The sequence below is a fragment of the Pseudomonas sp. P7759 genome (genome assembly GCF_013386445.1).
GTDB lineage: Bacteria > Pseudomonadota > Gammaproteobacteria > Pseudomonadales > Pseudomonadaceae > Aquipseudomonas > Aquipseudomonas azotoformans_A.
Genome location: NZ_JACART010000003.1, coordinates 24,650 through 49,935, shown reverse-complemented (window position 1 = coordinate 49,935; position 25,286 = coordinate 24,650). Strand labels below are relative to the sequence as shown.

Below are 25,286 nucleotides of genomic sequence, written 5' to 3'. Positions count from 1 at the left end.
TCAGTGCTCCACGACAGGTGAGGTTTCAACGGTAGCCGCGTGATACTGGCGCAAGGCCTCACGCACCTGGGCGGCTTCTTCCAGGCCCAGGACCTGGCGGGCGATGATCTGGCAGTCGGCCAGGTCCAGCTCGCGCACGGTGGCCTTGATGGTGGGGATCAACGGCACGCTGACCGACAACTCGTCCACACCCAGCCCGATCAGCACGGGCACGGCCAACGCTTCGGACGCCAACGCGCCGCACACGCCTACCCACTTGCCATGGGCGTGGGCGGCCTTGACCGTGGTGGCGATCAGGCGCAGCACCGCCGGGTGGAAACTGTCGGCCTGGCTGGCCAGGCGCGGGTGGTCGCGGTCCATCGCCAGCGTGTACTGGGTCAGGTCGTTGGTGCCGATGGAGAAGAAATCCACATGGGGCGCGAACACATCCGCCATCAGCGCGGCGGACGGTACTTCAATCATGATGCCCAGCTTTGGCAACTCGGTGAGCCCCAGCGCCAGCGCTTCCTCTTCAAGGATTTTGCGCGCCAGGTGCAGCTCCGAGAGCAGGCTGACCATCGGCAACATGATATGCAGCCGCGCAAAACCGGCGCTGGCAAGGATCGCGCGAAATTGTTCGCGCAACAGTTCCGGACGCTCCAGGCACAAACGAATGCCGCGCAGACCGAGGAAGGGGTTGGTCTCGGCGTCCATCGGCACATAGGCCAAGGGTTTGTCGCCACCGACGTCGAGGGTGCGCACCACCAGGTTGCGTTCGGTGCCCAGGGCACGGGCGATCGAGGTGTAGGTCGCTGCCTGTTCGTCGGGACTTGGGGCACGGTTGCGATCCAGATAGAGGAACTCCGAGCGCAACAGGCCGACGCCTTCACCACCGAGGGTCAGGGACTGCTCGACTTCCTGCAACGACGCCACGTTGGCAGTGACTTCAACATGGTGGCCGTCACGGGTCGTGGCGGGTAACGACGCCTGCGCCACATCGCGCTGATGGCGCAGCCCCTGTTGTTGACGCGCAGCGTCCAGTTGCTCGATTTCGGCCAGGTTCGGCTCCAGGTGCAGCTCGCCTTTGTCGGCGTCGAGCAGCACCTGCTTGCCATTGGCCAACGCCAACACCTCGGCCGGAACACCACAAATAGCCGGCAGGCCCAGGGCGCGCGCGAGGATTGCGACGTGGCTGGTCGCGCCGCCCCCGACAGTGACAAACCCCAGCACCTTGCGGGTATCCAGGCTGGCCGTCTGCGACGGCGTGAGTTGCTCGGCGATGAGGATCGCGCGCTCCGGCAAGTCCCAGGCGCTGTCCTGAATACCCAGGATCAGTTTCAGCACGCGCTGGCCGACGTCGGCCAGGTCTGCCGCACGCTCGGCGATCAACGCATTGCCCAAGCCCTCGAAGAGTTTGACGGTCGCAAGCGTTGCACTGTTCCAGGCAAAGGCCGCGCTCTTGCCTTCCGCCAGCAGGCGGTGGGCGTGTTCCAGCAAGGTCGGGTCTTCGAGCAGTTCCTGATGGGCGCGGAAAATCTCGGCCTGGGCGCTGCCAGCCGCTTTGTCCTGCAACACCTGCAACGCTTCAGTGGCGGCGAGCAGGCCACGGGTCAAAGCCGCACGTTCGGCAGCTTCGCCCGTGCCTTGCTGCGTGACGACCAGCTCGGGCTCGGTCACTTGAACGACCTGACCAAACGCCGAACCCGGCGATGCACACACGCCTTTTAGCACCGACGCCGACAACACCGTTGCGACCGGTTCAGCAACCGCCGTCACGACCTCGCCACAGCCTTCAGCCAACAAAGCAACCAGCGCAGTGATTGCCGCCTCAGCCTCATCGCCCGCCGCGCTCACTTGCAAGGTATCGCCCTGTACGGTTTGCAACGCCATGATCGCCACCAGCGATTTGGCGTTGGCGCTCTGGGTTTGCTTGTGCAGGTAGATGCTGGCGTTGAAACCTTTCGCAGCCTGGGCAAATACCGCGGCTGGGCGCGCGTGCAGGCCGTTGACGTTGGGCAAGGTCAGCGGCTTGGAGAACAGTGCATCGCCCTCCTCTTCGTCCGCTGCTTGCACGGCCTCACCTGGGGATAACTGCAACAGCGGCTGGCCCGTTTCCACCAGGCCGTCCGCCAACAGGCTGAAGGGCTCGCCGCTGACCACCAGCATCAAGGTCAGCAAACTGCGTGCGTTGAGCGCCACGTAGTCGGCATCGAATTCGATCAACGGCTGCCCGGCCTCCACCCGCTGGCCTTCCTGCACCAGCCGGGTGAAGCCCTGGCCTGCCAGGTTCACGGTGTCCAGGCCGATATGCATCAGCACCTGAACGCCGTAATCGTCGGTAACACTGACCGCATGCCCACTGTCCTGGATGTTGCTGATCACCCCGGCCAGCGGCGCGCACAGCGTCTGCGACGTGGGGTCGATGCACAGGCCATCGCCGATCAGGCGGCTGGAGAACACCGGGTCCGGCACCTTGTCCAGCGCCAGCAGCACACCCGACAAGGGCGCCAGCAATTCCAGGGGTTGAGTTGTGGTCATGACTTCACCTGCTGTTTTGTTCTGTAGATATCATTGAGCGGAGGAAGGATTACTTCCACCAGTACTCAACCTGCACACCAACGTTCGACCCATGCCGCGCCGTGCCATAGGAGCCGGTATCGGACAACGCCGACCCCGCCGCCAATTCATTCGCCGCACGCTTGGCCGCTTCGTTCCAGGTTGCATAGGTGTAGTACAAGCGCACTTCCGGCCGCGCCCAGAAATCCGGGCCTTTGGGCGACCATGTGGGAGCGAAGGTAAATTTGCTCAGCTTGCGCGTTCCGCCCGTGGCATCGACCTGGTCATGCCCAAGCTCGGTGACCAGTTTGAATTGCTCGCTGATGGCATACGCCGGGCGCACGCCGATGGACATCCAGGTCTGGTCCTGGCTGCCAGGACGGATGTCCTTCTGGTACACCGCTTCGATCTGCCCGCCAAAACGCGGGGTCACCTGCCAGTCGAAAAACTCCACGGCGCGGTAACTTTTGCTGCTGTTGTCGAGGAAGGTATTGCCGGTGTAGCCCAGGCCGGTGCCGGGCCCTTCGCCGTACTGCAAGGCGAACTTGTTCTTGCCACCGAGGAAAGGTTTTTGCACGTGCTGCGCGGTGATCGCCCAACCGCTGTTGGTGTCACGCCCGCCGGCTTTTTCGATATAGCTCAAGCCCAGTTCCAGCTCGCCGCCGGGGTTGGTCTTGAAGCCCGCGACGTTGAAGTCGTGACGGGTGGCGTATTCTTTCTGGTACAGGTTGTCCTTACGGGAAATCGCGTAGCTGTACTTGAGGTCGCCGATCAGCACGTCCTCGATACCGCCGCCCGTGGCGCTCTGGTTCCAGTAGTAGAAGTCGGAGATATGGATGTCGTTTCGTTTGTAGTAACGCCGGCCGGCCCACAGCGAACCGCCATTGAGGCTGGGCAGGTTGGACCACTGCGCATACATCTGCGGCATGCGCGCCGAGCCGTTGTTCTCGCCCTGGAACTTCAGCGCACGGTCGTACTTGTTGTAGAGCGACGCCATGGCATCGACGCTGAGTACCGAACCGTCATCCAGGGTGAGCAAGTCCTGGCGCAGCTCCAGCTCGGCGTACTGTTCGCATTCGTTACCCAGGCGGTATTTGGATTGCGCCCCCGGCAATTGGAAACATTGCTGTGGACCGCTGCCCGTCGAGGTGCCTGCGCCGCTGCGCAGGTAACCGGCAAATTCCAGGGCTTGAGCGCCAAACGGCAGGCTTAGACAAGACGCAACGAGGCCCAGCTTTATAGTTGTTTTCATGAAGCACTCCGATATTTTTATTATGGTTTTTGAAGCGCCCCGTGCTCCCACACGGGGTTGCAGCAGGTCTCAGTCCTTGAGGTGCAGCACAAACGATTCGTAGGGGCGCAGCGTTACCGTGGCGGTGCGTTGCGGGCAGTCGGGGTAGTTGCTGATCAGCAAGCGCTGTTCGCTGGCCGGGTTGATCAGGTTGTCCGGCAGCTGGATTTCGCAGGGCGTGCCGTAGAAGTTGTTCAGCACCAGCAGGCGCTCGCCGTGGCCCTCGCGCAGGTAGGCCCAGACCTGCAAATGGTCTTGCAGCAGTTGGCGGTACACGCCTTCCTGGATCAGCGGTTCGTGACGACGCAAGGCGATCAGCGCGCGGTAGTGATGCAGCACTGAATCCGGGTCATCCAATTGGCTTTCGACGTTGATCTGCGCCGCGTTGGCCGGAATGCCGATCCACGGCTCACCGCTGCTGAAACCGGCGTGTTCCCCGGCACTCCACTGCATCGGCGTACGGCCGTTGTCGCGGGACTTCTGCATGATCGCCGCCATGCTAGACGCCTCGGACTCCCCCGCATCGCGCTTGAGGCGGAAGATGTTCAAGGTCTCCACATCGCGATACTGCGAGATGCTGTCGAAGCCCGGATTGGTCATGCCCAACTCTTCGCCCTGGTACACATACGGTGTGCCCTGGAGAAAGTGCAGCGCCGTCGCGAGCATCTTGGCCGAGACCACCCGATGCTCGCCGTCATTGCCGAAACGCGAGACCACCCGTGGCTGGTCGTGGTTACACCAGAACAGCGCATTCCAGCCGCCACCGGCCTGCATGCCCAACTGCCAGTCAGAGAAGATCTGCTTGAGTTGCAGGAAGTCGAAATCGGCTTTCACCCACTTCTGCAGGTTCGGGTAATCGACTTTCAGGTGATGAAAGTTGAAGGTCATCGACAGTTCTTTCGACTCCGGCCGCGAGTAGCGGATGCAGTGTTCCAGGCTGGTGGACGACATCTCGCCGACGTTGATCAGGTCATGCCCTTCGAAGACTTCACGGTGCATTTCCTGCAGGTATTCGTGCACGTTCGGGCCGTCGGTGTAGAAGCGGCGGCCGTCGGTGTTGTCCTCGGGAAAATCGGCGGGTTTGGAGATCAGGTTGATCACATCCAGGCGGAAACCGCCCACGCCCTTGTCGCGCCAGAAGCGCATCAGCTTGAACACTTCGGCGCGCACCTTGGGGTTGTTCCAATTGAGGTCGGCCTGGGTGTGGTCGAACAGGTGCAGGAAGTACTGACCGGTTTGCGCCTCGTACTCCCAGGCCGAACCGCCGAACTTGGATTCCCAGTTGTTGGGCTGGTCGCGCCAGATGTAGAAGTCGCGGTAGGGGTTGTCGAGGCTGCTGCGTGCCTGCTGGAACCATTCGTGTTCGATGGACGTGTGGTTGACCACGATATCCAGCATCAACTTGATGCCGCGCTTGCCGGCTTCGCTGATCAGCAGGTCGCAATCGGCCATGGTCCCGTAGCTGGGGTCGATGGCGTAGTAGTCGCTGATGTCGTAGCCGTTGTCGCGTTGCGGCGAGCGCAGGAACGGGGTGATCCACAGGCAGTCGACGCCCAGCCATTTGAGGTAGTCGAGTTTGTCCACGATGCCCAGCAGGTCACCGGTGGCGTTACCCGCGTGGCTGTGGAAGCTTTTGGGGTAGATCTGGTAGATCACCGAGTGTTGCCAGTTTTGCATGGGGATTCCTTCAATAATGTTTTGTGCTGGCTTTGCGGGCCTCTTCGCGAGCAAGCCCGCTCCCACATTTGAAATGCATTCCCATGTGTGCGGGCTTGCTCGCGAATGCGATGGATCAGGCAACCCTGTACCCAGGCCGCACGATCTTCATGCTCAACGCACAGGTCAGAACAAATGGCACCACGATCGCGATGACCATCCCGATCACAAAACTCGGGATGTACTGCGGAATGATCGAGATGAAGCCAGGCAAGCCACCGACGCCGATTGCCGACGCCTGCACCTTGTTCAGCGAGAGGAAAATGCTGCCCAGTGCCGAGCCCAGCAGCGCGGCATAGAACGGGAACTTGAAGCGCAGGTTCACGCCGAACATCGCCGGCTCGGTGATGCCGAAGTACGCAGAAATCGCGGAAGTGGACGCCATGCTTTTGTCCCGCGCATTGCGGGTCATGTAGAACACGCCAAGCGCGGCGCTGCCCTGGGCCAGGTTGGACATGACGATCATCGGCCAGATGAAAGTGCCGCCCTGAGTAGAAATAAGCTGAAGGTCCACGGCGAGGAACATGTGGTGCATGCCGGTGATGACCAACGGTGCATACAGCAGGCCGAAAATCGCGCCGCCGACCATGGGGGCCAGGTCGAACAAGGTGACCACGCCTTCAGTGATCAGGATGCCCAGGTGACGGGTCACCGGGCCGATGATCGCCAGGGCGAGCACGCCGGTAACGACGATGGTGGTGATCGGCACGACCAGCAATTGAATCGCATTGGGCACTCGCGCCCGCAACCATTTCTCGATCACGCTCATCACATAGGCGGCCATCAGGATCGGCAGGATCTGCCCCTGGTACCCCACTTTCTCAATCTTGAACCAACCGAAAATATCGAAGTACGGCAGGCTCTGGCCGTCGAGACCCGCGACCGCCTTGCCGTAGTTCCAGGCGTTGAGCAGGTCTGGATGCACCAGCATCAGGCCAAGCACGATGCCGAGGATTTCACTGCCGCCAAAGCGCTTGGCCGCCGACCAACCCACCAGCGCCGGCAGGAACACGAACGAGGTGTTGGCCATCAGGTTGATCAGGCTCCACAGGCCATCCAGGTTCGGATAGGCCTCCAGCAGCGTCTTGCCTTCGATGAACATGCCCTTGGCGCCCATCAGGTTGTTCACGCCCATCAACAGGCCGGCGATGATCAGCGCGGGCAGGATCGGCATGAACACGTCGGAGAACACCCGCACCAGACGCTGCATGGCGTTGGTCTTGTCGGCGCCCTTCTTCTTCACGTCGGCGATGGTGGCGGCGGCGAGGCCGGTCTGCTCGCGCAGGGCGGCGTAGACCTTCTCCACTTCACCGGGGCCGATCACCACCTGGAACAGGCCGCCGGTAAAGAACGAGCCCTTGACCAGATCCACCTGGTTCAACGCGCTGCCGTTGACCAGGCTCGGGTCCTTGAGCGCCAGGCGCAGGCGGGTGACGCAGTGGGCAGCTTGCTCAAGGTTGTCTGTGCCCCCGAGGTTCTCGAGAATCTCGCGGGCGATAGTCGAATAGTCGTGGCTCATGCTTGGTTTCCACTTTGATTTTTTTATTTGGGGGCAGTCATTGGCAGCACGCCGAGGGCAAAAGTACTCGTCTGTACGAGTTAAAGCAACAACTCGTCTGTACGAGTTACACATTGTTTATTTTTTGTAGGCAAGCGCATCCCTACAACCCGCATAAATCCAAGGGTCTAATGGACAAACAGCCGCTCTGCCACTAAGGTTCCTGCCTTGACCGCAACCCCGGCACAGAGCCATCCCCATGAGCAAATACAACCAGATCTACACGGATCTGCTTGCCAGCATCACCACCGAACGCCTGCAGCGCGGCACACGCCTTCCCTCCGAAACCGAATTGATGGACAGCTACCAGGCCAGCCGAGGCACCGTGCGCCGGGCCATCGAGCAGTTGCAGGAGCGTGGGTTTGCGCAAAAGATCCACGGCAAGGGCACCTTCGTGTTGTCGCCCAACCCGATCGAGTTCCAACTGGGCGGCATCGTCAGCTTCCACGAAACCCACGCCGACCTGGGCGATGACGTACGCACCGAAGTGGTCGAATTCACACAGTTCCCGCTGGAAGGCTCGCTGCTGCAACACATCGAAGCCGAACCCGGCACCCTGATCACCCGCATCAAACGGGTACGGCGCATCGGCGGCAAGCGCGTAATCCTCGACATCAACCACTTCGTGGCCGAGGTGATCCCGGGGTTGGACCGCTCGATTGCCGAACAGTCGATCTACGCATTTATCGAACAGACCTTGCAGCTGCAAATCGCCTACGCCCAACGCACCATCGAAGCCCTGCCCCGCGGCAAGGACGACCAGACACACCTCGACCTCGAAGGTCAGAGCCATGTGATCGTGGTGAGTAACCAGACATTCTTGCAGGATGGGCGGCAGTTCGAGTACACCGAGTCGCGGCATACGTTGGATAAGTTTTACTTTTCGGATATTGCGCGACGGTAAGCATCCGTCGGGAAGATCATTGTACTGCGATGCTTTTCGCCAGCCCTGCCGACCAGGCTGCGGTCATCTTCTCCCCAACCACCTCGAACTCTGGGTGAGTACTTCGGTATTCTGAAAGCTCCGTCATCGCGCGGGTCATGCCGTCTTGCACTCTGGCAAGCAGTTCGTTGCAGCGCGATTCAGTAAAGCTGCACGCACTGCGTCCGAACTGGACCAGCATCTTGCGCTTCGGCCAGGCCTTCGAACCGCCGAGCAGCAAGCCCATGATGTCATTGCTGCTGTACACGGTAGTGGTCACCAGATCGTAAGCAGGTGCCAGCCAAACGTCCGCGTCCTCTGCGCAATTCTCGTACAACAAGCCGTAGTTTTTCAGGTGTGCGTCACCGTTCTGGATGCCGGCAGAAAGCGCCACCATCAAGAAGAAGTCTTCCAGCGTTCTGGCGACACGGCTGGGCGTAACATATGACCTGATCAGCTTCGCGCATCCCTGGTAGCTTCCGTCGTACTTTTTGGCAGTTCCCCATCCCGATAAAACGCACATGTCCTCAAACCCGAGGTAGGCGCTTTCACTGATGTCGAACCGTTTTACCACCAGGAATTTCCCGTGCTGGCTGAGCTGAAACTCAGGCACGTCGAGGCCACAATGGAATGCCGCACGCATGCAGAAAAACTCATTGGCCGCCAATTGTGGAAAGTCAGATTCATTGAACGCCTTCACTAGGTGAGTCGCGCCCCGATGGGTCAGACGCTCAATACCGGGGGCCATGTCGTCAACATCACGCACCAAAACCTTGGGTTGAACACCCGACACTCCCGAGTAGGCTGCGTAGGTTTTCAGAAGGTCGTCAAACAGGTCTTTCGCCCCGTCATAGACCAACAGCTCGGAGAGCTTGATCTCAGGCAATGACTCACCACCCGCGTCATGAGCAACGCTGATACGTCCCAACTGGTGTGGACCTACAATCCCCAGCAAAGCGAAGTCGTCAAAGCCGCGCACTGACTTGCTGAAGCGTCGCACCAGCTCATCCTTGAGATACCCCTCGGGGATGTGCATCTCGAACAGAGGATGGATCCCGTACTCCCAGTTGTAACTCTCCAGGCGCACCGGCATCGTCAGAGAAACGGCATTCTCTTCGCCGACCGTTTCGTTATACGAGAAAACCGTATCGCGCCGGTTCTCCCCGCCCCGCCCGAGCGTCCCAGCAGGCACGCCGCCAGCACCGATATAGAGCCGCTCACTTTGACGGGTCATGGATGTTCTCCGATTTCAGCTCATCAAGGGTCATGCGCCGACGTTTGGGAATGGCGGTCAACTCATATCCCAAGCCCTCAAGAATGGCTGCGACCTTGCGAATTCCCACTTCCGGGATGGTATTGTTCTCAATCCCGGAGATAGTGGCGCGACTCATACCATGCCGTAGCGCGAGCTGGGTTTGTGAGAGGCCTGCGGCTTTGCGGAGGCTTTTGATCAGCAATCCTAAATCGTTCATACCAAATTGCATCCAATACAATGCAAAAATTAATAATGCCGCACAAATGCACCATATATGATGCACTTCATTGTGAATAGCGCTTTATGCGCACGTGGTTCTTAGCTGAGCGTTCACACACCAGAAATACAAACCTGCTGCCGCCTCCGCTCAGACTTAACCTGGAACTACGCCGCCAATGCCGACAGCTCCCTATGATGAGTAGACACTTGCGCTATCGACAGATATTGGCTGGTTTCTACAAAACCTGGGTGGTGATGGTCTCTGCGCTTCTTATCGCCTGCCAGTCGCCGCGCGAGGCACTGCAACAACTGGCGCAAGCGCACGGCCGGCAAGTGGAGGTCCTGCCGGGGCAGGACTTTCCCCTCCTCATACTTGCGCCGCAAACCGCAGAAAAGACAACTCGCCTGCGGGTCTACCTGGAGGGTGATGGCCATGCCTGGTCGACGGCCACCCAACCCAGCCTGGATCCGAGCCCGCACAATCTGTTGGTACCACGGCTGGCAGTCGATGACCCGACACCGAATGCGTACCTGGCACGCCCCTGCCAGTTCGTCATGGCTGCAGCCTGTCAGTCGGCACTCTGGACCCATCGCCGATTTTCTCAGGGAGTGGTCACTCGCCTCAGCCAGGCGCTGGACCAATTAAAACAACGGTACGGGAATAGCGAGTTCGAACTCGTGGGGTATTCAGGTGGCGCCGCTCTCGCCCTATTGTTAGCGGCGCAACGCAATGATGTGACCCAGGTGCAAACCCTGGCTGGCAATCTCAGTCCACGTCTGTGGGCGACAATGAAAGGGCTGTCGCCACTCGACGGTTCACTGGATCCGCTGGACTACCGGGAGCGGCTCGCCTTGTTACCCCAGCGTCACCTCATCGGCGAAGCAGACCCGATTATTCCAAGTGGGCTGGCGGATAGATACCAACAGGCGCTTGATTCGCCCTTCTCCGAATACGTGCATATACGGGGAGCAAGCCATGATAAAGGGTGGGAAGCGGCTTGGAGTCGATGGGTTAAAACCCCATTGATCCATGAAAATACTGAGATTGAGGACAAGCAGGGCCGCTTGAAAACATCCGAATACCTTTCCCACTAGCGCCCAATCCTTGCGTGACCACAACGACGAGCTAAAAGTTCCATTTATTGCTGATCAGCCTCGTATAACCGCAAAAAATAACGGCAACGTCGCATTTCTTAGCTTTTTTCTCTTCAGCGACGCTTTTTATGATGAATTGTCCTACAAGCATCGTGTAGATTCGCACGCGCTTGAATCAGCCATTCACTGACAAGCTGGCAGGGATGCCTAAAACAGACGCTGACGCGTGGGTTGTTCCCTGCCAGTTTCTGCCCTGTAAGGATACTGCCTTGAACACTTCCCACCTGCGCCGCTCGTTGTTGGCGCTGTCCGTCGCGGCGACCACTGCCACGGCCCATGCCGCACCCGCACCCGACTTCAACTACGACCTGAGCACAGGGGCCTACAGCAGCTTCGGTGGTGTGTTCAATAACGCCACCTTCACCGGAACGTCGCAAAACGCAGGTGTAGAGCTGACCAACGTGACCTTGGCGGGCAACCTGATCAACCAGGGCCAAATCAACCGAACGGCGGCGAACCCCACCGAGTTCCCGTCGGGTATCGCCATGACCCTCAACTCCATCGTCGGTGGCGACCTGATCAATAACGGCGACATTACGGTGAGCGGCAACGCCGTCGTCGGGCTGGACCTGTACCAGGCGAAGATCGCGGGTGAAGTGAGCAATAACGGCAACATCACTGTGACGGGCGCAAATGCCGAAGGCATGCTGATCACCTCGACCCAGGCGCGCATCAATAACTCGGGCACTATCATCGCGCGGGGTATCGACTCTGAGGGGATCGACATCGAGAAGGCAGTCTTTACGGGGCAGATGACAGGCGCGCCCTTCCTGAGTGATATCAACAACAGCGGGACTATCTCCGCCGACGGGATCGGTATCCGCTTTCGCAGTCTCGACACCTCCGACGGCTTCAGGATCTTCTCGGTCAGGCAGACAGGTGGCCTGATCGAAGGCGGCACCGCCGCCATTCTGGCGGACGACAATAGCTCCCCGTCGTATTTCTACTGGCAGGGTGGCCAGGTCAAGGGTGACCTGCTGGGCCTCAGCGGTGTGCTGGTGCAAGGGGACGCGATGTTCGATGGCTCGACCATCCGCGCCGGTTTCGTCGATATCGACGGCGGCCGCTTGACCCTCCTTCGCCCGCAGACCACGATTGTGGGCGACCTCGACATGGACAGCGACACTGCGCGCCTGCGCCTGCTGCTGGATAACAACACACTGCCCAACACGCCGATCCTGAAAGTCACTGGCAACACCTTCTTCTCTCCCGGCAGCCAGATCGAACTGCAGGCGCGCTCCGACGACTTCCGCACATCGGCCGGGGGCACACGCTACACCCTCATCAACTCCGGTACCTGGGAAGACCCGCAGAACCTGTCCGTGGTGTCCTCCTCGGCACTGCTCGAGGTAAAGAACTTCGGCATTGAAGGCCAGGACGTGAAAGCACTGGTAGCCACCCGCAGTGATGAGGTGATCACGCAAGACCTGCTGGGTGCCAGTGGCTCGCGCAACGCGGTGAACACCATCAAGCCGTTCAAGAACACGGTCATGGGCCTGATGGACGAAAGCGACCCGGTATTCCAGCAGTTCGCCAACGCCGCCACCAGCGAAGAGCTGGCCAAACTGGCCGAAAGCCTGACCCCGGACGTCAGCCGCGGGGCGATCAACGCCGCCACCAATAGCCAGAACCTGGTCGCTGGTGCCATCAACCGCCGCGCCAGCAAAGCGCGTAGCGGTCTGTCCTCCGGTGACGTCCTGGCAGAACAAGGCGTATGGCTGCAAGCGCTGTCCAGCGATGCCAACCAAGACAGCCGCCACGGTGTCGACGGCTACGACGCCAACACCAACGGCATTGCCGTGGGTGCCGACGGCAAGCTCAATGCCCAGACAACCGTGGGCCTGGCCTACAGCTACATGACCAGCGACGTCAAATCCGACCTGGGTAGCAAGACCGACGTCAGCGGCCATGCACTGACCCTTTACGGCAACTGGGCCCGCGACAACTTCTTTGTCGACACCTCGCTGATGTACGGCTGGAACGACAACGAGTCCAAACGCTACATCGCCGGCACCCGTGCCAAGGCCGACTACGACAGCGAGATCTTCGGCGTCAACGCCCTGGCAGGCTATACGTTCCAGCTCGACAAGCAGTGGCTGCTGGAACCGCAGGTCGGTGCGCGCTATGCCAACATCTCGATTGATTCGTACCGTGAAAAAGGCAGCTCGGCGGCCCTCAAGGTCGGCAGCCAGCGCTATGAAATCGGCGAAATGGGCCTGGGCGCCCGTCTGGCGGCCGCTTTCGATGTGGGTGTGGGCAGCTTCGAACCGGAAGCCAAGCTGATGGCCTGGCACGACTTCATCGGCGACAAGGCCAGCACCACCTCCACCTTTGTGCTCGGCGGCACCCCCTTCACCACCACCGGCGCAACGCCGGCGCGCGATAGCTACGAGCTGGGACTGGGCGCTAACTACCGCGTCGGCGCCTGGAGCGTGGGAGGGTCGTACAACTACCTGACCAGCAGCGGTTTCGACGCCGACACCTTCACCGCGAACGTGCGTTACGACTTCTGATCAACGCCTTCGCCTGAAATGAAAAAACCGGCCTAGGCCGGTTTTTTCATACAGCGCTGCGGGATCACTCCCACTCAATCGTCGCCGGCGGCTTGCTCGACACGTCGTAAGTAACGCGCGAGATACCTTCGATCTCATTGATGATACGACCGCTGACGGTTTCCAGCAGCTCGTACGGCAGGTGCGCCCAGCGGGCAGTCATGAAGTCGATGGTTTCTACCGCACGCAGGGCCACAACCCAGGCGTAACGACGGCCATCGCCAACCACGCCCACCGATTTCACCGGTTGGAATACCACGAATGCCTGGCTGACTTTGTGGTACCAGTCGGCCTTGCGCAGTTCTTCGATGAAGATGTGGTCGGCGCGACGCAGCAGGTCGGCGTATTCCTTCTTCACTTCACCCAGGATCCGCACGCCCAGGCCTGGGCCTGGGAATGGGTGGCGGTAGACCATGTCGTACGGCAGGCCGAGCTCCAGGCCCAGGCGGCGGACTTCGTCCTTGAACAGTTCGCGCAGCGGTTCTACCAGCTTGAGGTTCATTTCCTCAGGCAGGCCACCCACGTTGTGGTGGGACTTGATCACGTGGGCCTTGCCGCTCTTGGCGCCAGCCGACTCGATCACGTCAGGGTAGATGGTGCCCTGGGCGAGGTACTTGATGTTGTCCAGTTTGTTGGACTGGGCATCGAACACGTCGATGAAGGTGCGGCCGATGATCTTGCGCTTCTTCTCTGGGTCGGACTCGCCGGCCAGGTTGTTCAGGAACTGATCTTCAGCGTTGGCGCGGATCACCTTGACGCCCATGTTCTCGGCGAACATGGCCATCACTTGCTCACCTTCGTGCAGGCGCAGCAGGCCGTTGTCGACGAAGACGCAGGTCAGTTGGTCGCCGATGGCTTTGTGCAGCAGGGCCGCTACCACGGAGGAGTCAACGCCGCCGGACAAGCCGAGCAGTACGTTGTCGGTGCCGACCTGAGCGCGCACCTGGGCGATGGCGTCTTCAGCGATTTTCGACGGGGTCCACAGGGCTTCACACTCGCAGATGTCGAGGATGAAGCGCGACAGGATGCGGCCGCCTTGCTTGGTGTGGGTCACTTCCGGGTGGAACTGCACGCCGTAGTAACGACGCTCGTCGCTGAACATGCCGGCGATCGGGCAGCTCGGGGTGCTGGCCAGGATGTGGAAGTCTTCCGGCATCTTGGTGACCTTGTCACCGTGGCTCATCCACACGTCGAGGCCGAACAGGCCGTCGGCGTCGACGTGGTCTTCGATGCCGTCCAGCAGGCGGCTCTTACCGACCACATCCACACGGGCATAACCGAATTCACGCAGTTCGGAACCTTCAACCTTGCCGCCCAGTTGCTCGGCCATGGTCTGCATGCCGTAGCAGATGCCGAAGACCGGGACGCCCAGGTCGAATACGGCTTGCGGGCAGCGTGGGCTGTTGGCTTCGTGCACGGACTCTGGACCACCGGCGAGGATGACGCCTTTCGGTGCGAATTCGCGGATCGCTTCGTCGTCCATGTCGAACGGATGCAGTTCGCAGTACACGCCGATTTCACGCACGCGGCGGGCGATCAGCTGGGTGTACTGGGAACCGAAATCGAGGATCAGGATACGGTGGGCGTGAATGTCGAGGGCCATGAAGTCAGTCTCGTCTAATGAATCAGAAACAACTCGGGGCTGAAGAACAGCCCCGGTTACTTAACATTTTGCTGGAAGCATCAACCTACGCGGTAGTTTGGCGCTTCCTTGGTGATCTGCACGTCGTGGACATGGGATTCAGCCATGCCGGCGCCGGTGATCCGTACGAACTCTGGCTTGGTGCGCATTTCTTCGATGTCGGCGCTGCCGGTGTAGCCCATCGAGGAACGCAGGCCGCCCATCAGTTGATGGATGATCGCGCTCAGGGTGCCTTTGTACGGCACACGGCCTTCGATGCCTTCCGGAACGAGCTTCTCGGCGCCTGCCGAGGAGTCCTGGAAGTAACGATCGGAGGAGCCTTGCGCCTGGGACATGGCGCCCAGCGAACCCATGCCGCGGTAAGCCTTGTAGGAACGGCCCTGGAACAGTTCGATCTCGCCTGGCGCTTCTTCAGTACCGGCGAACATCGAGCCCATCATCACGCAGGAAGCACCGGCGACGATGGCCTTGGACAGGTCACCGGAGAAACGGATACCGCCATCGGCGATCAACGGAACACCGGTGCCTTCAAGGGCAGCGGCGACGTTGGCGATGGCGCTGATTTGCGGCACGCCTACACCGGCAACGATACGGGTGGTGCAGATCGAGCCAGGGCCGATACCGACCTTGACCGCATCCGCGCCCGCTTCGGCCAGGGCCTTGGCGGCAGCGCCGGTTGCGATGTTGCCGCCGATCACTTGCACGTCAGGGAAATTCTGTTTGACCCAACGCACGCGGTCGATCACGCCTTTGGAGTGACCGTGGGCGGTATCGACCACCACCACGTCAACGCCGGCAGCGACCAGGGCCGAAACACGGTCGCCGGTGTCTTTACCGGTGCCGACTGCCGCGCCAACACGCAGACGACCTTGGTCATCCTTGCTGGCCAGCGGGTAAGCCTTGGCTTTTTCGATGTCGTTGACGGTCATCATGCCTTTGAGGGCGAATTTGTCGTCGACGATCAGCACGCGCTCGATACGGTGCTTGTGCAGCAGTTCGCGCACATCGTTCTTGTCGGCGCCTTCCTTGACAGTGACCAGACGCTCTTTGGGCGTCATCACTTCACGGACGGTAACTTCAAGACGGTTCTCGAAACGCACGTCACGGGAAGTGACGATGCCGACCAGGTCGCCATCGTGCAGCACCGGAACGCCGGAGATGTTGTGCAGGCGGGTCAGGTCGAACAGGTCACGCACGGTGGCGTCGGCTTCGATGGTGATCGGATCTTTCACCACACCGGCTTCGTAACGCTTGACCTTGCGCACTTCGGCAGCTTGCTGCTCGATGGTCATGTTCTTGTGGATGATGCCGATGCCGCCTTCCTGAGCCATGGCGATGGCCAGACGGGCTTCAGTGACAGTGTCCATGGCAGCGGAAACAAGGGGAATATTCAGCTCGATGCCACGGGTTAGGCGGGTCTTGAGACTGACTTCGTTAGGAAGCACCTCGGAATAACCGGGCACTAGGAGAATGTCGTCGAATGTCAGAGCTTCTTGGCTGATACGCAGCATCGCGGGGGCTCCCGAGCGGGAAAATGGAAGCGCGCCATTATATACATGCACCCTGCCGGGCTCAATGTAAAACTCTGACAAACTTGGGAATACTGATAGATGGGTTACAACTCGACTTTGACCCAACTCATCTTCTGGTCCAGCCAATCGGCAAATTCGTCGATAAAACTCTGCTTGAACCCGGCCTCAGCCCAGTTGTTGAAGATGAATCCCAGGTTGGAAAACCCGCATTCCTGTAGGAACAGGAACCCGTTGATGTCGTCTTCATGCCCACACAGAGGGCAGGTGAAGTTGTCGGTGTGGCCAGGCATCCAGTCTTCGAGGCTTTCGAACAGGGCTTCGCCGACTTCCTTGCGGCATTCCGGGCAACCGGCTTCTTCGAGAAACCCCTTGGCGGGTGTGTAGATGCAGCGTTTGTAGATGATCTCAAGGCCGTTGATCGGCTCATTGAACGGCAGCGCCTCGGGGTACAACACCACGGCGCGGGCGCCATCGGCCAGGGCATAGCCCATGCGGTTGCCGGTGCGGCCGCAGGTGGTGAGTTCTTCCTTGATGATGTTCTTGCGCACCAGCCAACGCACGATTGCCCGGGCGCGGGGTTCGTGGACGGGCAAGGTGGAGATTTTCGGGACAAGGATGCTTTGGGAGTTCATGAGAATCCTGCGGTGTGGCGTCTGACGCCTTCGCGGGCAAGCCCGCTCCCACAGGTGGCCGCATTCCTACAGGAGAAATGCGCTCGAATGTGGGAGCGGGCTTGCTCGCGAAGAGGCCCTGAAGGCTGGCAGCTTAATCCCTGAAGAAATCAGGTCAAGTGCTCAAGTAACGCCCAATCAACGCAATCCCACTCGCCAGCACCAACCACGTCACCAACCTTACAAACGCCTCACGGGACATGCGCATCGTCAGCCTGCGCCCACACCACAGCCCGAGGGCCATCGCTGGCAACAGACACAGCGCCAACATCAACAACGGCAAATCCGCATACACCCCAGCGATCAAAAACAGGCTCAGGCGCACCACCGTGCTGCAACTGATCAACGCACTTTGGGTGGCGCGCGCCGCGTCCTTGGGCAGGCGGCTGTTCAGATAGATCGCATAGAGAAAGCCGCCACTGCCAAACAATGCGCCGAATAAACCACCGACGGTGCCCATGGGAACCGACCAACCCGCCGCCATCTGCGTCGGCCGAGCCTTTACCGCCAGGCTGTAGAGGGCGTAGGCACTGATGAACAAGCCCATCAGCAACAGCAACAAATCCGAATGCAGGTTGAGCAAAAACACCACGCCCAATGTGCAACCAATCGCCATGCACGGCAGCAAGCGCAGCAATTCCGGCTTATTTACGTCCTGCCGCGATTGCAGCAGATTGCCAAATGCCGCGACAAAATCCAGCAGTACCAACAGTGGGATGATCTTCGACAGCGGCATGAACAGGATCAGCAGCGGCCCCGCCACCAATGCGGTGCCAAATCCCGCGATACCGAACACGATATAGGCCACGACAATGCCCAGGCCGATTACCAGCCAATCCACACCGCCAAACGACCATTGGCTCATCAGCTCAACCGGGCTCATGGGTGATTCCTTATTCGAGATAGCCATCACTTTAGCCAGCGGCGAGGGATGCGACTAATATCTTCAAAGCCCTCCACCCATCTCGAAAAGGCATGACGTGTGATTTCCACCCGCCAACTGCGTTACTTCGTCGAAATCGCCGACAGCGGCAGCTTCAGCGCCGCCGCCGAGCGCCTGTTTGTGGCGCAGTCCGCCTTGAGCCGACAGATCAAGGAGCTGGAAACCCAGTTGCAAACGCCACTGTTCGAACGCACCGCACGCCAACCCCGACTCACCGCCGCGGGTGAAGCCTTCTACCCGCGAGCGCGCAACCTGCTGAACGAGCTGCTCAGGGCCAGTGAAATGGCAACGCAAGTGGGCAACGGCGAATTGGGCACGCTGCGCCTGAGCCATTCAAGCACTGTGCCGATGAGCGGCCCGTTGCTGCAAGGCATCAGCACCTGGCTGGAACGCTGCCCTGGGGTGTCGATGGACATCGTCAAACTGTCCTCCGAAGCGCAGTTGGAAGAAATCGCCGACGGTCGCCTGGAGGTCGGGCTGTTGCGCCTGCCCGTCTTGCGCCAGCGCGAGGGCGTGCGAGTCGTGCCTTTATATCGCGAGCAATTGTTGCTGGCGGTGCCGCCGAATCATGGGCTGGCGCGCAGCAATGCGCCTGTCGAATTGGAGCAATTGAAGGACGAAGCGTTTATCTCGATCCCCCATCCCCAGCGGGGCGGCTTGAGTTATCTGTCAGCCGAGCTGTGCATGCGCGCGGGATTTTTCCCCAAGGCCGCGCGGGTGATGTCGCGCAAGACCACCCAGTTGCAGTTGATCCAGGCCGGCTTTGGTATTGCCTTGTTACCAAAATCCATGCAGGACATCGCCCCTGCCACTGTGCACTTTTTGCCCCTGGCCGACCCGGACTGCCTCAGCACCGTGGCCCTGGCCTACGCGCAGAAGCCGAGCGCGCTGGTGGAGCAATTCTGCCAAACCTTGCACGAATGCCTATAAACTGCCGCCATGATTAAAGATCCTTTTGCCCGTCTGGGCCTGGACCGCGAAGTCCTGACTGTCAGCCAGCTCAACGGCCGTGCGCGGGTGTTGCTGGAAGACGTGTTCACCAATATCTGGGTCGAAGGCGAGATCTCCAACCTCGCCCGCCCGGCTTCCGGCCATGTGTATTTCACCCTCAAGGACAGCGGCGCCCAAGTGCGTTGCGCGCTGTTTCGCAACAACGCCGCGCGGGTGCGGCAGGCGTTGAAAGATGGCCTGGCGGTGAAGGTGCGCGGCAAAGTCTCTTTGTTTGAGGGCCGGGGTGATTACCAGCTGATCCTCGATACCGTGGAGCCGGCCGGTGATGGGGCATTGCGCCTGGCGTTCGACGCGCTGAAGGAAAAGCTCAGCGCCGAAGGCCTGTTCAGCGCTGAACGCAAAGTGCCACTGCCAGCGCACCCTCGGCGCATCGGCATCATCAGTTCGCCGACCGGCGCGGTGATCCGCGACATCATCAGCGTGTTCCGTCGCCGCGCGCCAAACATTGAACTGACCCTCATCCCCACCGCCGTGCAAGGCCGCGAAGCCATCCCACAGATTGTGCGCGCACTGAAACTGGCCGATGCACGCGGCTTCGATGCGCTGATCCTGGCCCGTGGCGGCGGTTCGCTTGAAGACCTCTGGTGCTTCAACGAAGAAGCCGTGGCCCGTGCGGTGGATGCGTGCGTCACGCCAATCGTCAGCGCCGTCGGGCATGAGACCGATGTGTCCATCAGCGACTTCGTGGCCGACGTGCGCGCCCCTACGCCCTCCGCCGCAGCCGAATTGCTCGCGCCGGACGCCAGTCATCTGGTGCGTCAGGTTGAAAACCTGCACCGCCGCCTGGTGATGCTGATGCGCAATCGCCTGAGCCATGACCGCCTGCGCCTGGAAGGCATGGCGCGACGTCTGCGTCATCCTGGCGAACGTCTGCGCCAGCGAGCCCAGCGCCTGGACGACCTGGACATGCGCCTGCGCCGCGCCTTCGAACGTAGCCTCAATACCCGCCGCGAGCGCCTGATCCGCCTGGAAACCCGCCTCGCCGGCCAACACCCCGGCCGCCAACTGGCGCTGCTGCGCCAACGCCTGGACAGCCTTGCCGAACGTCTGCCCCGTGCCATGCGCGAAGGCCTCAAGGCGCGACGCCTGCAACTGCAAAGCCAGATGCAGACGCTGCACGTGGTCAGCCCATTGGCGACCCTGGGCCGTGGCTACAGCATCCTGCTGGACGAGCGCGGCCAGGCCATTCGCAATGCCGCGCAGACCCACACCGGACAGCGCCTCACCGCGCGTCTCGGTGAGGGCCAATTGCAAGTGCGGGTGGAAGACAACCACCTGACACCCGTCACCCTTTCGTTATTGGATTGATTGATGCCACGTCTCTTTAGTGTGTTGATGCTGCTGTGCCTTGCCTTTAATGCCCATGCCGATAGCTACATCACCCGCACCTTGAACAAGCCGGTGCCGGGCGGCGTTGCCGTGGTCGAACTGGGCCCTTCCGCCGCCGCGCCCAAGGCCACGTACCTGGGCAAGCCAGTGCTGGTGGTGAAGGAAGCGGACAACTGGCTGGCGATTGTTGGCATCCCGTTGACGGTCAAGCCCGGCAACGAACGCATCAGCAGCGGCGGGCGCAACCTGCCGTTTATCGTCGGCTACAAGAAGTACCCGGAACAGCGCATCACCCTGAAGAACAAAAGCCAGGTGAACCCCGACCCAGCACAGCTGAAACGCATCGAGGCGGAGCTGGCGGTGCAGATCAAGGCTTATCGCAGTTTCAGCCCTAACCTGCCGAGCAACCTGGTGTTGGACAAACCGGTAAACGGGCCACTGTCGAGCAAGTTCGGGGTGCGACGGTTCTTCAACGGTGAAGAGCGCAATCCCCATTCGGGCCTGGACTTTGCCGTGCCGGCCGGTACGCCGATCAAGACGCCGGCCAACGGCAAAGTGATTCTGGTGGGCAACTACTTCTTCAACGGCAATACCGTGTTCGTCGACCACGGCCAGGGCTTTATCAGCATGTTCTGCCACATGTCGAAGATAGACGTGAAAGTCGGTGACCAGCTCACGCGTGGGGCGGTGGTGGGTAAAGTCGGTGCCACGGGCCGCGCGACCGGGCCGCACATGCACTGGAACGTCAGCCTGAACGACGCACGGGTCGACCCGGCGATCTTTATCGGCGCATTCCAACCCTGAAACGCTCGATTGCGCGCCTGATAATGGGCGCGCAATTAAAACAAGCCCTCGACACATCTTTAGGCACAAAATCTCGTTTCCTACGTAGATAGCAGAACTTCTCTCAATTTTTAGCGACTGCTTGCCATCTTTCACCCCGACGGTTAGGGTTGGGCTTATGAAAACCTCTCACACCCTCATTCAGCTCCGCCAGCACCGCAGCCTGTGCCTTGTCAGCGCACGACTGCCAGGCTGAATCGATCTGCCTCGTTTTTACGTTTTATCCCCAAAAACAGTTCTACGGCAGGCCGCCTTTTCTCGGCCCCTACAACAAAGGATTTCCCGATGAGCATGCTCAAAGACCCGTCTTCGAAGTACCGCGCGTTCCCGACCATCGACATCCCGGACCGCACCTGGCCGTCGAAGACCATCACCGAAGCGCCGATCTGGTGCAGCTCCGACCTGCGTGATGGCAACCAGTCGCTGATCGAGCCGATGGACGCGGTGAAAAAGCTGCGTTTCTGGAAGACCCTGGTTGCCGTCGGCGTGAAGGAAATCGAAGCATCGTTCCCAGCCGCCTCGCAAACCGACTTCGACTTCGTACGTACCCTGATCGAAGACAACCACATCCCCGAGGACACCACCATCCAGGTGCTGACCCAGGGCCGTGAAGACTTGATCGCACGCACCTTCGAATCCCTGCGCGGCGCCAAGAAGGCCATCGTGCACCTGTACAACGCGACCTCGCCGTCCTTCCGCCGCATCGTGTTCAACCAGGACAAGGACGGCATCAAGGCCATCGCGGTCAACGCGGCCAAGCTGTTCGTCAAGTACGCCGCCCAGCAGCCGGAAACCCAGTGGACCTTCGAATACTCTCCGGAGACCTTCAGCGCCACTGAGCTGGAGTTCGCCAAGGAAGTGTGTGACGCGGTGATCGAGGTGTGGAACCCGACGCCTGAGCACAAGATGATCCTCAACCTGCCGGCTACCGTGGAATGCGCCACGCCGAACATCTATGCCGACCAGATCGAGTGGTTCGGTCGCCATATCAACCGTCGTGACAGCGTGATCATCAGCCTGCACACCCACAACGACCGTGGCACTGGCGTAGCCGCCACCGAGCTGGGCCTGATGGCCGGTGCCGACCGTGTCGAAGGCTGCCTGTTCGGCAACGGCGAGCGTACCGGTAACGTCGACCTGGTCACCGTGGCCCTGAACATGTACACCCAGGGCCTCGACCCGCAGCTGGACTTCTCCGACATCGACGGCGTGCGCAAGGTCGTCGAGGAGTGCAACCAGATCCAGGTTCACCCGCGTCACCCGTACGTTGGCGACCTGGTGCACACCGCGTTCTCTGGCTCCCACCAAGACGCCATCCGCAAGGGCTTCAGCCAGCAGAAAGACGACGCACTGTGGGAAGTACCGTACTTGCCGATTGACCCGGCCGACATCGGCCGCAGCTACGAGGCGGTGATTCGCGTGAACAGCCAGTCGGGCAAAGGCGGCATCGCCTACCTGCTGGAGCAGGAATACGACATCAGCTTGCCGCGTCGCATGCAGATCGAGTTCAGCCAGGTAGTACAGGCCGAAACCGACCGCGTGGGCCTGGAGATGACGGCGCCGCAGATCTACGCCTTGCTGCAGCGTGAATACCTGCAAGCCAACACCCCGTACGCGCTGGTCAGCCATCGTCTGCAGGAAGAAAACGGCAACAGCTTTGTCGAGGTGGAAGTCTCGGGCAAGGGCCAGGGCGAAACCAACCTGCACTGGAAAGGCAAAGGCAACGGCGCGCTGGAAGCGCTGGTGGCTGGCCTGCCGATTGGCGTGGAGATCATGGACTACAACGAACATGCAATCGGTGCAGGTACCAACGCCAAGGCAGCGGCCTACATCGAGCTGCGTGTGAACGGTGAGCGTCCGGTGCATGGCGTGGGTATTGATGAAAACATCACCACGGCCAGCTTCAAGGCGCTGTTCAGTGCGCTGAACCGGTCGCTGAGCCAGCAGGAAGCCAAAGCGGCGTAACTGGCTGCTGAAATGCGAAAGGCCCCTGGATGAGAATCCTGGGGCCTTTTTTGCTTTGGGTTGTGGGTGATGCTGATGGCCTCTTCGCGGGCAAGCCCGCTCCCACATTTTGACCGCATTCCTACAGGATAAACGCGGTCAAGTGTGGGAGCGGGCTTGCTCGCGAAGGCGGTGCTTCAGACAAACTGAAAAATATCGGCATCCAGGTTGGCTGGAAACCGGCTGCGATACGCAGCCAGTTCCGCCGCATCCAGGCTCACCTGAAACACCCCATCCGCCTCGCCCGCACTCAGCAAGGTCTCACCCTGGAAGTCCAGCACCTGGCTATCCCCGGTGTAGGCAAAGCCCTTCCCATCCGTGCCCACCCGATTCACTGCCGCCACATAGCACAGGTTTTCAATAGCCCGCGCCGGCAGCAACCGGTTCCAGTGTGAACGCCGCGCCCCCGGCCAGTTGGCGGTGTACAGCAGCAGGTCGGTGTCCTGGGCGTCGCGGCTCCACACCGGGAAACGCAGGTCGTAGCAAATCAACGGGCGAATACGCCAGCCCTTCAATTCGAACTGCACCTGGCGTTCGCCCGGCGTGTAGTGATTTTGTTCACCGGCCATGCGGAACAGATGGCGCTTGTCGTAATGCAACACCTCGCCATCCGGCCGCGCCCACAGCAGGCGATTGCGGTGACTGCCGTCGGCGGCCTGGATGATCACACTGCCGGTAATCACCGCGTTGTACTTCGCCGCCTGGGCCTGGAGCCAATGATGGGTCGGGCCGTTTTCAGGCTCTGCCAGGGCTTGCGACTCCATCGAGAAGCCGGTGGTGAACATCTCCGGCAACACAATCAAATCGGCGCCTTTGGCTTGCTCCAACAGCAGTTCGAAATGCTCGAGGTTGGCCTGGCGGTCATGCCAGGCCAGGCTGGTCTGGACCAGGGCGATGTTCAGGTTCGGCAGTGCACTCAGATCACGCATAGTTTTTCCGCCGCTTGGCGCAGCGTCTCCTCGCGTTTGGCAAAGCACAGGCGTACCAGGCGCTGGCCTTGCGGTGGGGTCTGGTAGAACACCGAGACCGGGATGGTGGCCACGCCGTGTTCGCGGGTCATCCACAGGGACATGGCGACGTCATCCAGGTCCGGGCGGATCTGTGAGTAATCCACCAGTTGGAAGTAGGTACCGGTCACTCGGGTAAAGCTGAAACGGGACGGCGCCAGCAGATCGCAGAACAGGTCACGCTTGGCCTGGTAGAAGGCCGGCAGCTCGTCGACATGCTCCGGGTGTTCAGCCATGAAGTCGGCCAGCGCGTGTTGCAGTGGGGTCACGCCGCAGAAATTGACGTATTGGTGCACCTTGCGCAGTTCGGCGGTGAGGGCTGGCGGTGCGACGACATAGCCGGTTTTCCAGCCGGTGACGTGGTAGGTCTTGCCGAAAGAGCTGACCACGAACGCGCGCTGATAAAGCTCTTCATGGGCCAACACGCTGACATGGGCCACGCCGTCAAAGACCAGATGTTCGTAGACTTCGTCGCTGACCAGGTAGATATCACGGTCACGGATCAGTTCGGCCAATTGGTCCAGCTCGGCGTGGCTGATCAAGGCACCTGTCGGGTTGTGCGGGGTATTGAGAATGATCATGCGCGTGCGCGGTGACAGCGCCGCCTTGATCTTCTCGAAGTCGAGGGCAAAGCCGTCCAGGGTCAGTTGCACATGCACGCAGCGACCGCCCGCCAACTCCACCGAAGGCTCATAGCTGTCGTAGCTGGGGTCGAACACGATGACTTCATCGCCAGTGCGAATCACCGCCTGGATTGCGCAGAAGATCGCCTCGGTGGCGCCAGGGGTGATGGTCACTTCACTGTCGGCATTGACCGTGGCGCCATAACTGCGGGCGATCTTGGCGGCCACTTGCTGACGCAGCACCGGCAGGCCGGTCATAGGCGCATATTGGTTATGCCCGAGGGCGATGTGCTTGCCCACCGCGTCGAGCAAAGCCTGGGGGCCATTGAAGTCCGGGAAGCCCTGGGACAGGTTGAGCGCGCCGGTTTCAGCAGCGAGTTGCGACATGGTGGTGAAAATGGTCGTGCCGACATTCGGCAGCTTACTGGTGATCATCGAAAGGCCCCTGCAGGTGAGCCCCAAGTTTTAAGCTGCCAAC

The 25,286-nt window shown here is 60.5% G+C and carries 19 protein-coding genes; 7 read left to right on the top strand and 12 right to left on the bottom strand.

What is annotated here, in order from left to right:
* The 4 genes from ptsP to treP form a co-directional block, all read right to left on the bottom strand.
* Positions 1–2,517 (bottom strand): phosphoenolpyruvate--protein phosphotransferase, encoded by a 2,517-nt coding sequence (gene ptsP / locus HX823_RS00945; RefSeq protein WP_177073923.1) that lies wholly within the window; start codon positions 2,515–2,517, stop codon positions 1–3.
* Positions 2,518–2,566: 49 nt separating this feature from the next.
* Positions 2,567–3,787 carry a carbohydrate porin gene (locus HX823_RS00940; protein WP_177073922.1) on the bottom strand — a complete coding sequence of 407 codons (1,221 nt, stop codon included), beginning with the start codon at positions 3,785–3,787 and terminating at the stop codon, positions 2,567–2,569.
* Positions 3,788–3,856: 69 nt separating this feature from the next.
* Positions 3,857–5,503 carry an alpha,alpha-phosphotrehalase gene (treC, locus tag HX823_RS00935; protein ID WP_177073921.1) on the bottom strand — a complete coding sequence of 549 codons (1,647 nt, stop codon included), beginning with the start codon at positions 5,501–5,503 and terminating at the stop codon, positions 3,857–3,859.
* Positions 5,504–5,618: 115 nt separating this feature from the next.
* The gene (gene treP / locus HX823_RS00930) at positions 5,619–7,061 is read right to left on the bottom strand and encodes a PTS system trehalose-specific EIIBC component (protein ID WP_038848771.1); all 1,443 of its coding nucleotides are present in this window, start codon (positions 7,059–7,061) and stop codon (positions 5,619–5,621) included.
* Between the two features lie 238 nt (positions 7,062–7,299).
* Between treP and treR the strand changes: the two genes are divergently transcribed.
* On the top strand, positions 7,300–8,004 hold the full coding sequence (gene treR / locus HX823_RS00925; protein ID WP_033898611.1) for a trehalose operon repressor: 705 nt from the start codon (positions 7,300–7,302) through the stop codon (positions 8,002–8,004).
* Between the two features lie 16 nt (positions 8,005–8,020).
* Here treR and HX823_RS00920 read toward each other — a convergent pair whose 3' ends face one another.
* Together HX823_RS00920 and HX823_RS00915 are read right to left on the bottom strand one after the other, a co-directional pair.
* Entirely contained in the window at positions 8,021–9,256 is a 1,236-nt protein-coding gene (locus tag HX823_RS00920; protein WP_177073920.1) for a type II toxin-antitoxin system HipA family toxin, read from the bottom strand.
* Complete coding sequence (locus tag HX823_RS00915; RefSeq protein WP_016977688.1) at positions 9,240–9,494, bottom strand: helix-turn-helix transcriptional regulator; 255 nt, start codon at positions 9,492–9,494, stop codon at positions 9,240–9,242. The genes HX823_RS00920 and HX823_RS00915 overlap by 17 nt, the downstream gene beginning before the upstream one ends.
* 197 nt (positions 9,495–9,691) lie before the next feature.
* Between HX823_RS00915 and HX823_RS00910 the strand changes: the two genes are divergently transcribed.
* Positions 9,692–10,591: an alpha/beta hydrolase gene (locus HX823_RS00910; protein ID WP_256349942.1), complete on the top strand. Its 900-nt coding sequence runs from the start codon at positions 9,692–9,694 to the stop codon at positions 10,589–10,591.
* A gap of 269 nt (positions 10,592–10,860) precedes the next feature.
* Complete coding sequence (locus tag HX823_RS00905) at positions 10,861–13,164, top strand: autotransporter outer membrane beta-barrel domain-containing protein (RefSeq protein ID WP_177073919.1); 2,304 nt, start codon at positions 10,861–10,863, stop codon at positions 13,162–13,164.
* Between the two features lie 64 nt (positions 13,165–13,228).
* Here the strand turns inward: HX823_RS00905 and guaA are convergent, their stop codons facing one another.
* The 4 genes from guaA to HX823_RS00885 all read right to left on the bottom strand — a co-directional run bounded on the left by guaA (position 13,229) and on the right by HX823_RS00885 (position 17,931).
* A complete protein-coding gene (guaA, locus tag HX823_RS00900) occupies positions 13,229–14,806 on the bottom strand; it encodes a glutamine-hydrolyzing GMP synthase (RefSeq protein WP_016977685.1) in 1,578 nt (525 codons plus the stop codon).
* A gap of 80 nt (positions 14,807–14,886) precedes the next feature.
* Entirely contained in the window at positions 14,887–16,356 is a 1,470-nt protein-coding gene (gene guaB, locus HX823_RS00895; protein ID WP_016977684.1) for an IMP dehydrogenase, read from the bottom strand.
* A 104-nt stretch (positions 16,357–16,460) separates the two neighbouring features.
* Entirely contained in the window at positions 16,461–17,009 is a 549-nt protein-coding gene (locus HX823_RS00890; RefSeq protein WP_021492272.1) for a hypothetical protein, read from the bottom strand.
* A 154-nt stretch (positions 17,010–17,163) separates the two neighbouring features.
* Positions 17,164–17,931, bottom strand: a complete 768-nt coding sequence (locus HX823_RS00885) for a sulfite exporter TauE/SafE family protein (RefSeq protein WP_177073918.1) — start codon at positions 17,929–17,931, stop codon at positions 17,164–17,166.
* A 99-nt stretch (positions 17,932–18,030) separates the two neighbouring features.
* Here HX823_RS00885 and HX823_RS00880 point away from each other — a divergent pair, with 99 nt between their 5' ends.
* The 4 genes from HX823_RS00880 to leuA all read left to right on the top strand — a co-directional run bounded on the left by HX823_RS00880 (position 18,031) and on the right by leuA (position 23,139).
* The gene (locus tag HX823_RS00880; RefSeq protein ID WP_177073917.1) at positions 18,031–18,921 is read left to right on the top strand and encodes a LysR family transcriptional regulator; all 891 of its coding nucleotides are present in this window, start codon (positions 18,031–18,033) and stop codon (positions 18,919–18,921) included.
* A gap of 9 nt (positions 18,922–18,930) precedes the next feature.
* Positions 18,931–20,310, top strand: a complete 1,380-nt coding sequence (gene xseA, locus HX823_RS00875) for an exodeoxyribonuclease VII large subunit (RefSeq protein WP_177073916.1) — start codon at positions 18,931–18,933, stop codon at positions 20,308–20,310.
* A 3-nt stretch (positions 20,311–20,313) separates the two neighbouring features.
* Positions 20,314–21,135 (top strand): M23 family metallopeptidase, encoded by an 822-nt coding sequence (locus HX823_RS00870; protein WP_061433992.1) that lies wholly within the window; start codon positions 20,314–20,316, stop codon positions 21,133–21,135.
* Between the two features lie 324 nt (positions 21,136–21,459).
* Positions 21,460–23,139, top strand: coding sequence for a 2-isopropylmalate synthase (leuA, locus tag HX823_RS00865; RefSeq protein WP_016977678.1), 1,680 nt, complete (start codon positions 21,460–21,462; stop codon positions 23,137–23,139).
* Positions 23,140–23,315: 176 nt separating this feature from the next.
* Here the strand turns inward: leuA and HX823_RS00860 are convergent, their stop codons facing one another.
* Positions 23,316–24,107, bottom strand: coding sequence for an amidohydrolase (locus HX823_RS00860; RefSeq protein WP_177073915.1), 792 nt, complete (start codon positions 24,105–24,107; stop codon positions 23,316–23,318).
* Positions 24,095–25,243 (bottom strand): pyridoxal phosphate-dependent aminotransferase, encoded by a 1,149-nt coding sequence (locus HX823_RS00855; RefSeq protein WP_177073914.1) that lies wholly within the window; start codon positions 25,241–25,243, stop codon positions 24,095–24,097. Before HX823_RS00855 ends, HX823_RS00860 begins: the two co-directional genes overlap by 13 nt.
* Between the last annotated feature and the right edge of the window lie 43 nt (positions 25,244–25,286).

Bases quoted from the DNA above. Each gene is read 5' to 3' on its own strand.
- ptsP (WP_177073923.1), bottom strand. From the start codon at position 2,517: ATGACCACAACTCAACCCCTGGAATTGCTGGCGCCCTTGTCGGGTGTG.
- HX823_RS00940 (WP_177073922.1), bottom strand. From the start codon at position 3,787: ATGAAAACAACTATAAAGCTGGGCCTCGTTGCGTCTTGTCTAAGCCTG.
- treC (WP_177073921.1), bottom strand. From the start codon at position 5,503: ATGCAAAACTGGCAACACTCGGTGATCTACCAGATCTACCCCAAAAGC.
- treP (WP_038848771.1), bottom strand. From the start codon at position 7,061: ATGAGCCACGACTATTCGACTATCGCCCGCGAGATTCTCGAGAACCTC.
- treR (WP_033898611.1), top strand. From the start codon at position 7,300: ATGAGCAAATACAACCAGATCTACACGGATCTGCTTGCCAGCATCACC.
- HX823_RS00920 (WP_177073920.1), bottom strand. From the start codon at position 9,256: ATGACCCGTCAAAGTGAGCGGCTCTATATCGGTGCTGGCGGCGTGCCT.
- HX823_RS00915 (WP_016977688.1), bottom strand. From the start codon at position 9,494: ATGAACGATTTAGGATTGCTGATCAAAAGCCTCCGCAAAGCCGCAGGC.
- HX823_RS00910 (WP_256349942.1), top strand. From the start codon at position 9,692: ATGAGTAGACACTTGCGCTATCGACAGATATTGGCTGGTTTCTACAAA.
- guaA (WP_016977685.1), bottom strand. From the start codon at position 14,806: ATGGCCCTCGACATTCACGCCCACCGTATCCTGATCCTCGATTTCGGT.
- guaB (WP_016977684.1), bottom strand. From the start codon at position 16,356: ATGCTGCGTATCAGCCAAGAAGCTCTGACATTCGACGACATTCTCCTA.
- HX823_RS00890 (WP_021492272.1), bottom strand. From the start codon at position 17,009: ATGAACTCCCAAAGCATCCTTGTCCCGAAAATCTCCACCTTGCCCGTC.
- HX823_RS00885 (WP_177073918.1), bottom strand. From the start codon at position 17,931: ATGAGCCCGGTTGAGCTGATGAGCCAATGGTCGTTTGGCGGTGTGGAT.
- xseA (WP_177073916.1), top strand. From the start codon at position 18,931: ATGATTAAAGATCCTTTTGCCCGTCTGGGCCTGGACCGCGAAGTCCTG.
- HX823_RS00870 (WP_061433992.1), top strand. From the start codon at position 20,314: ATGCCACGTCTCTTTAGTGTGTTGATGCTGCTGTGCCTTGCCTTTAAT.
- leuA (WP_016977678.1), top strand. From the start codon at position 21,460: ATGAGCATGCTCAAAGACCCGTCTTCGAAGTACCGCGCGTTCCCGACC.
- HX823_RS00860 (WP_177073915.1), bottom strand. From the start codon at position 24,107: ATGCGTGATCTGAGTGCACTGCCGAACCTGAACATCGCCCTGGTCCAG.
- HX823_RS00855 (WP_177073914.1), bottom strand. From the start codon at position 25,243: ATGATCACCAGTAAGCTGCCGAATGTCGGCACGACCATTTTCACCACC.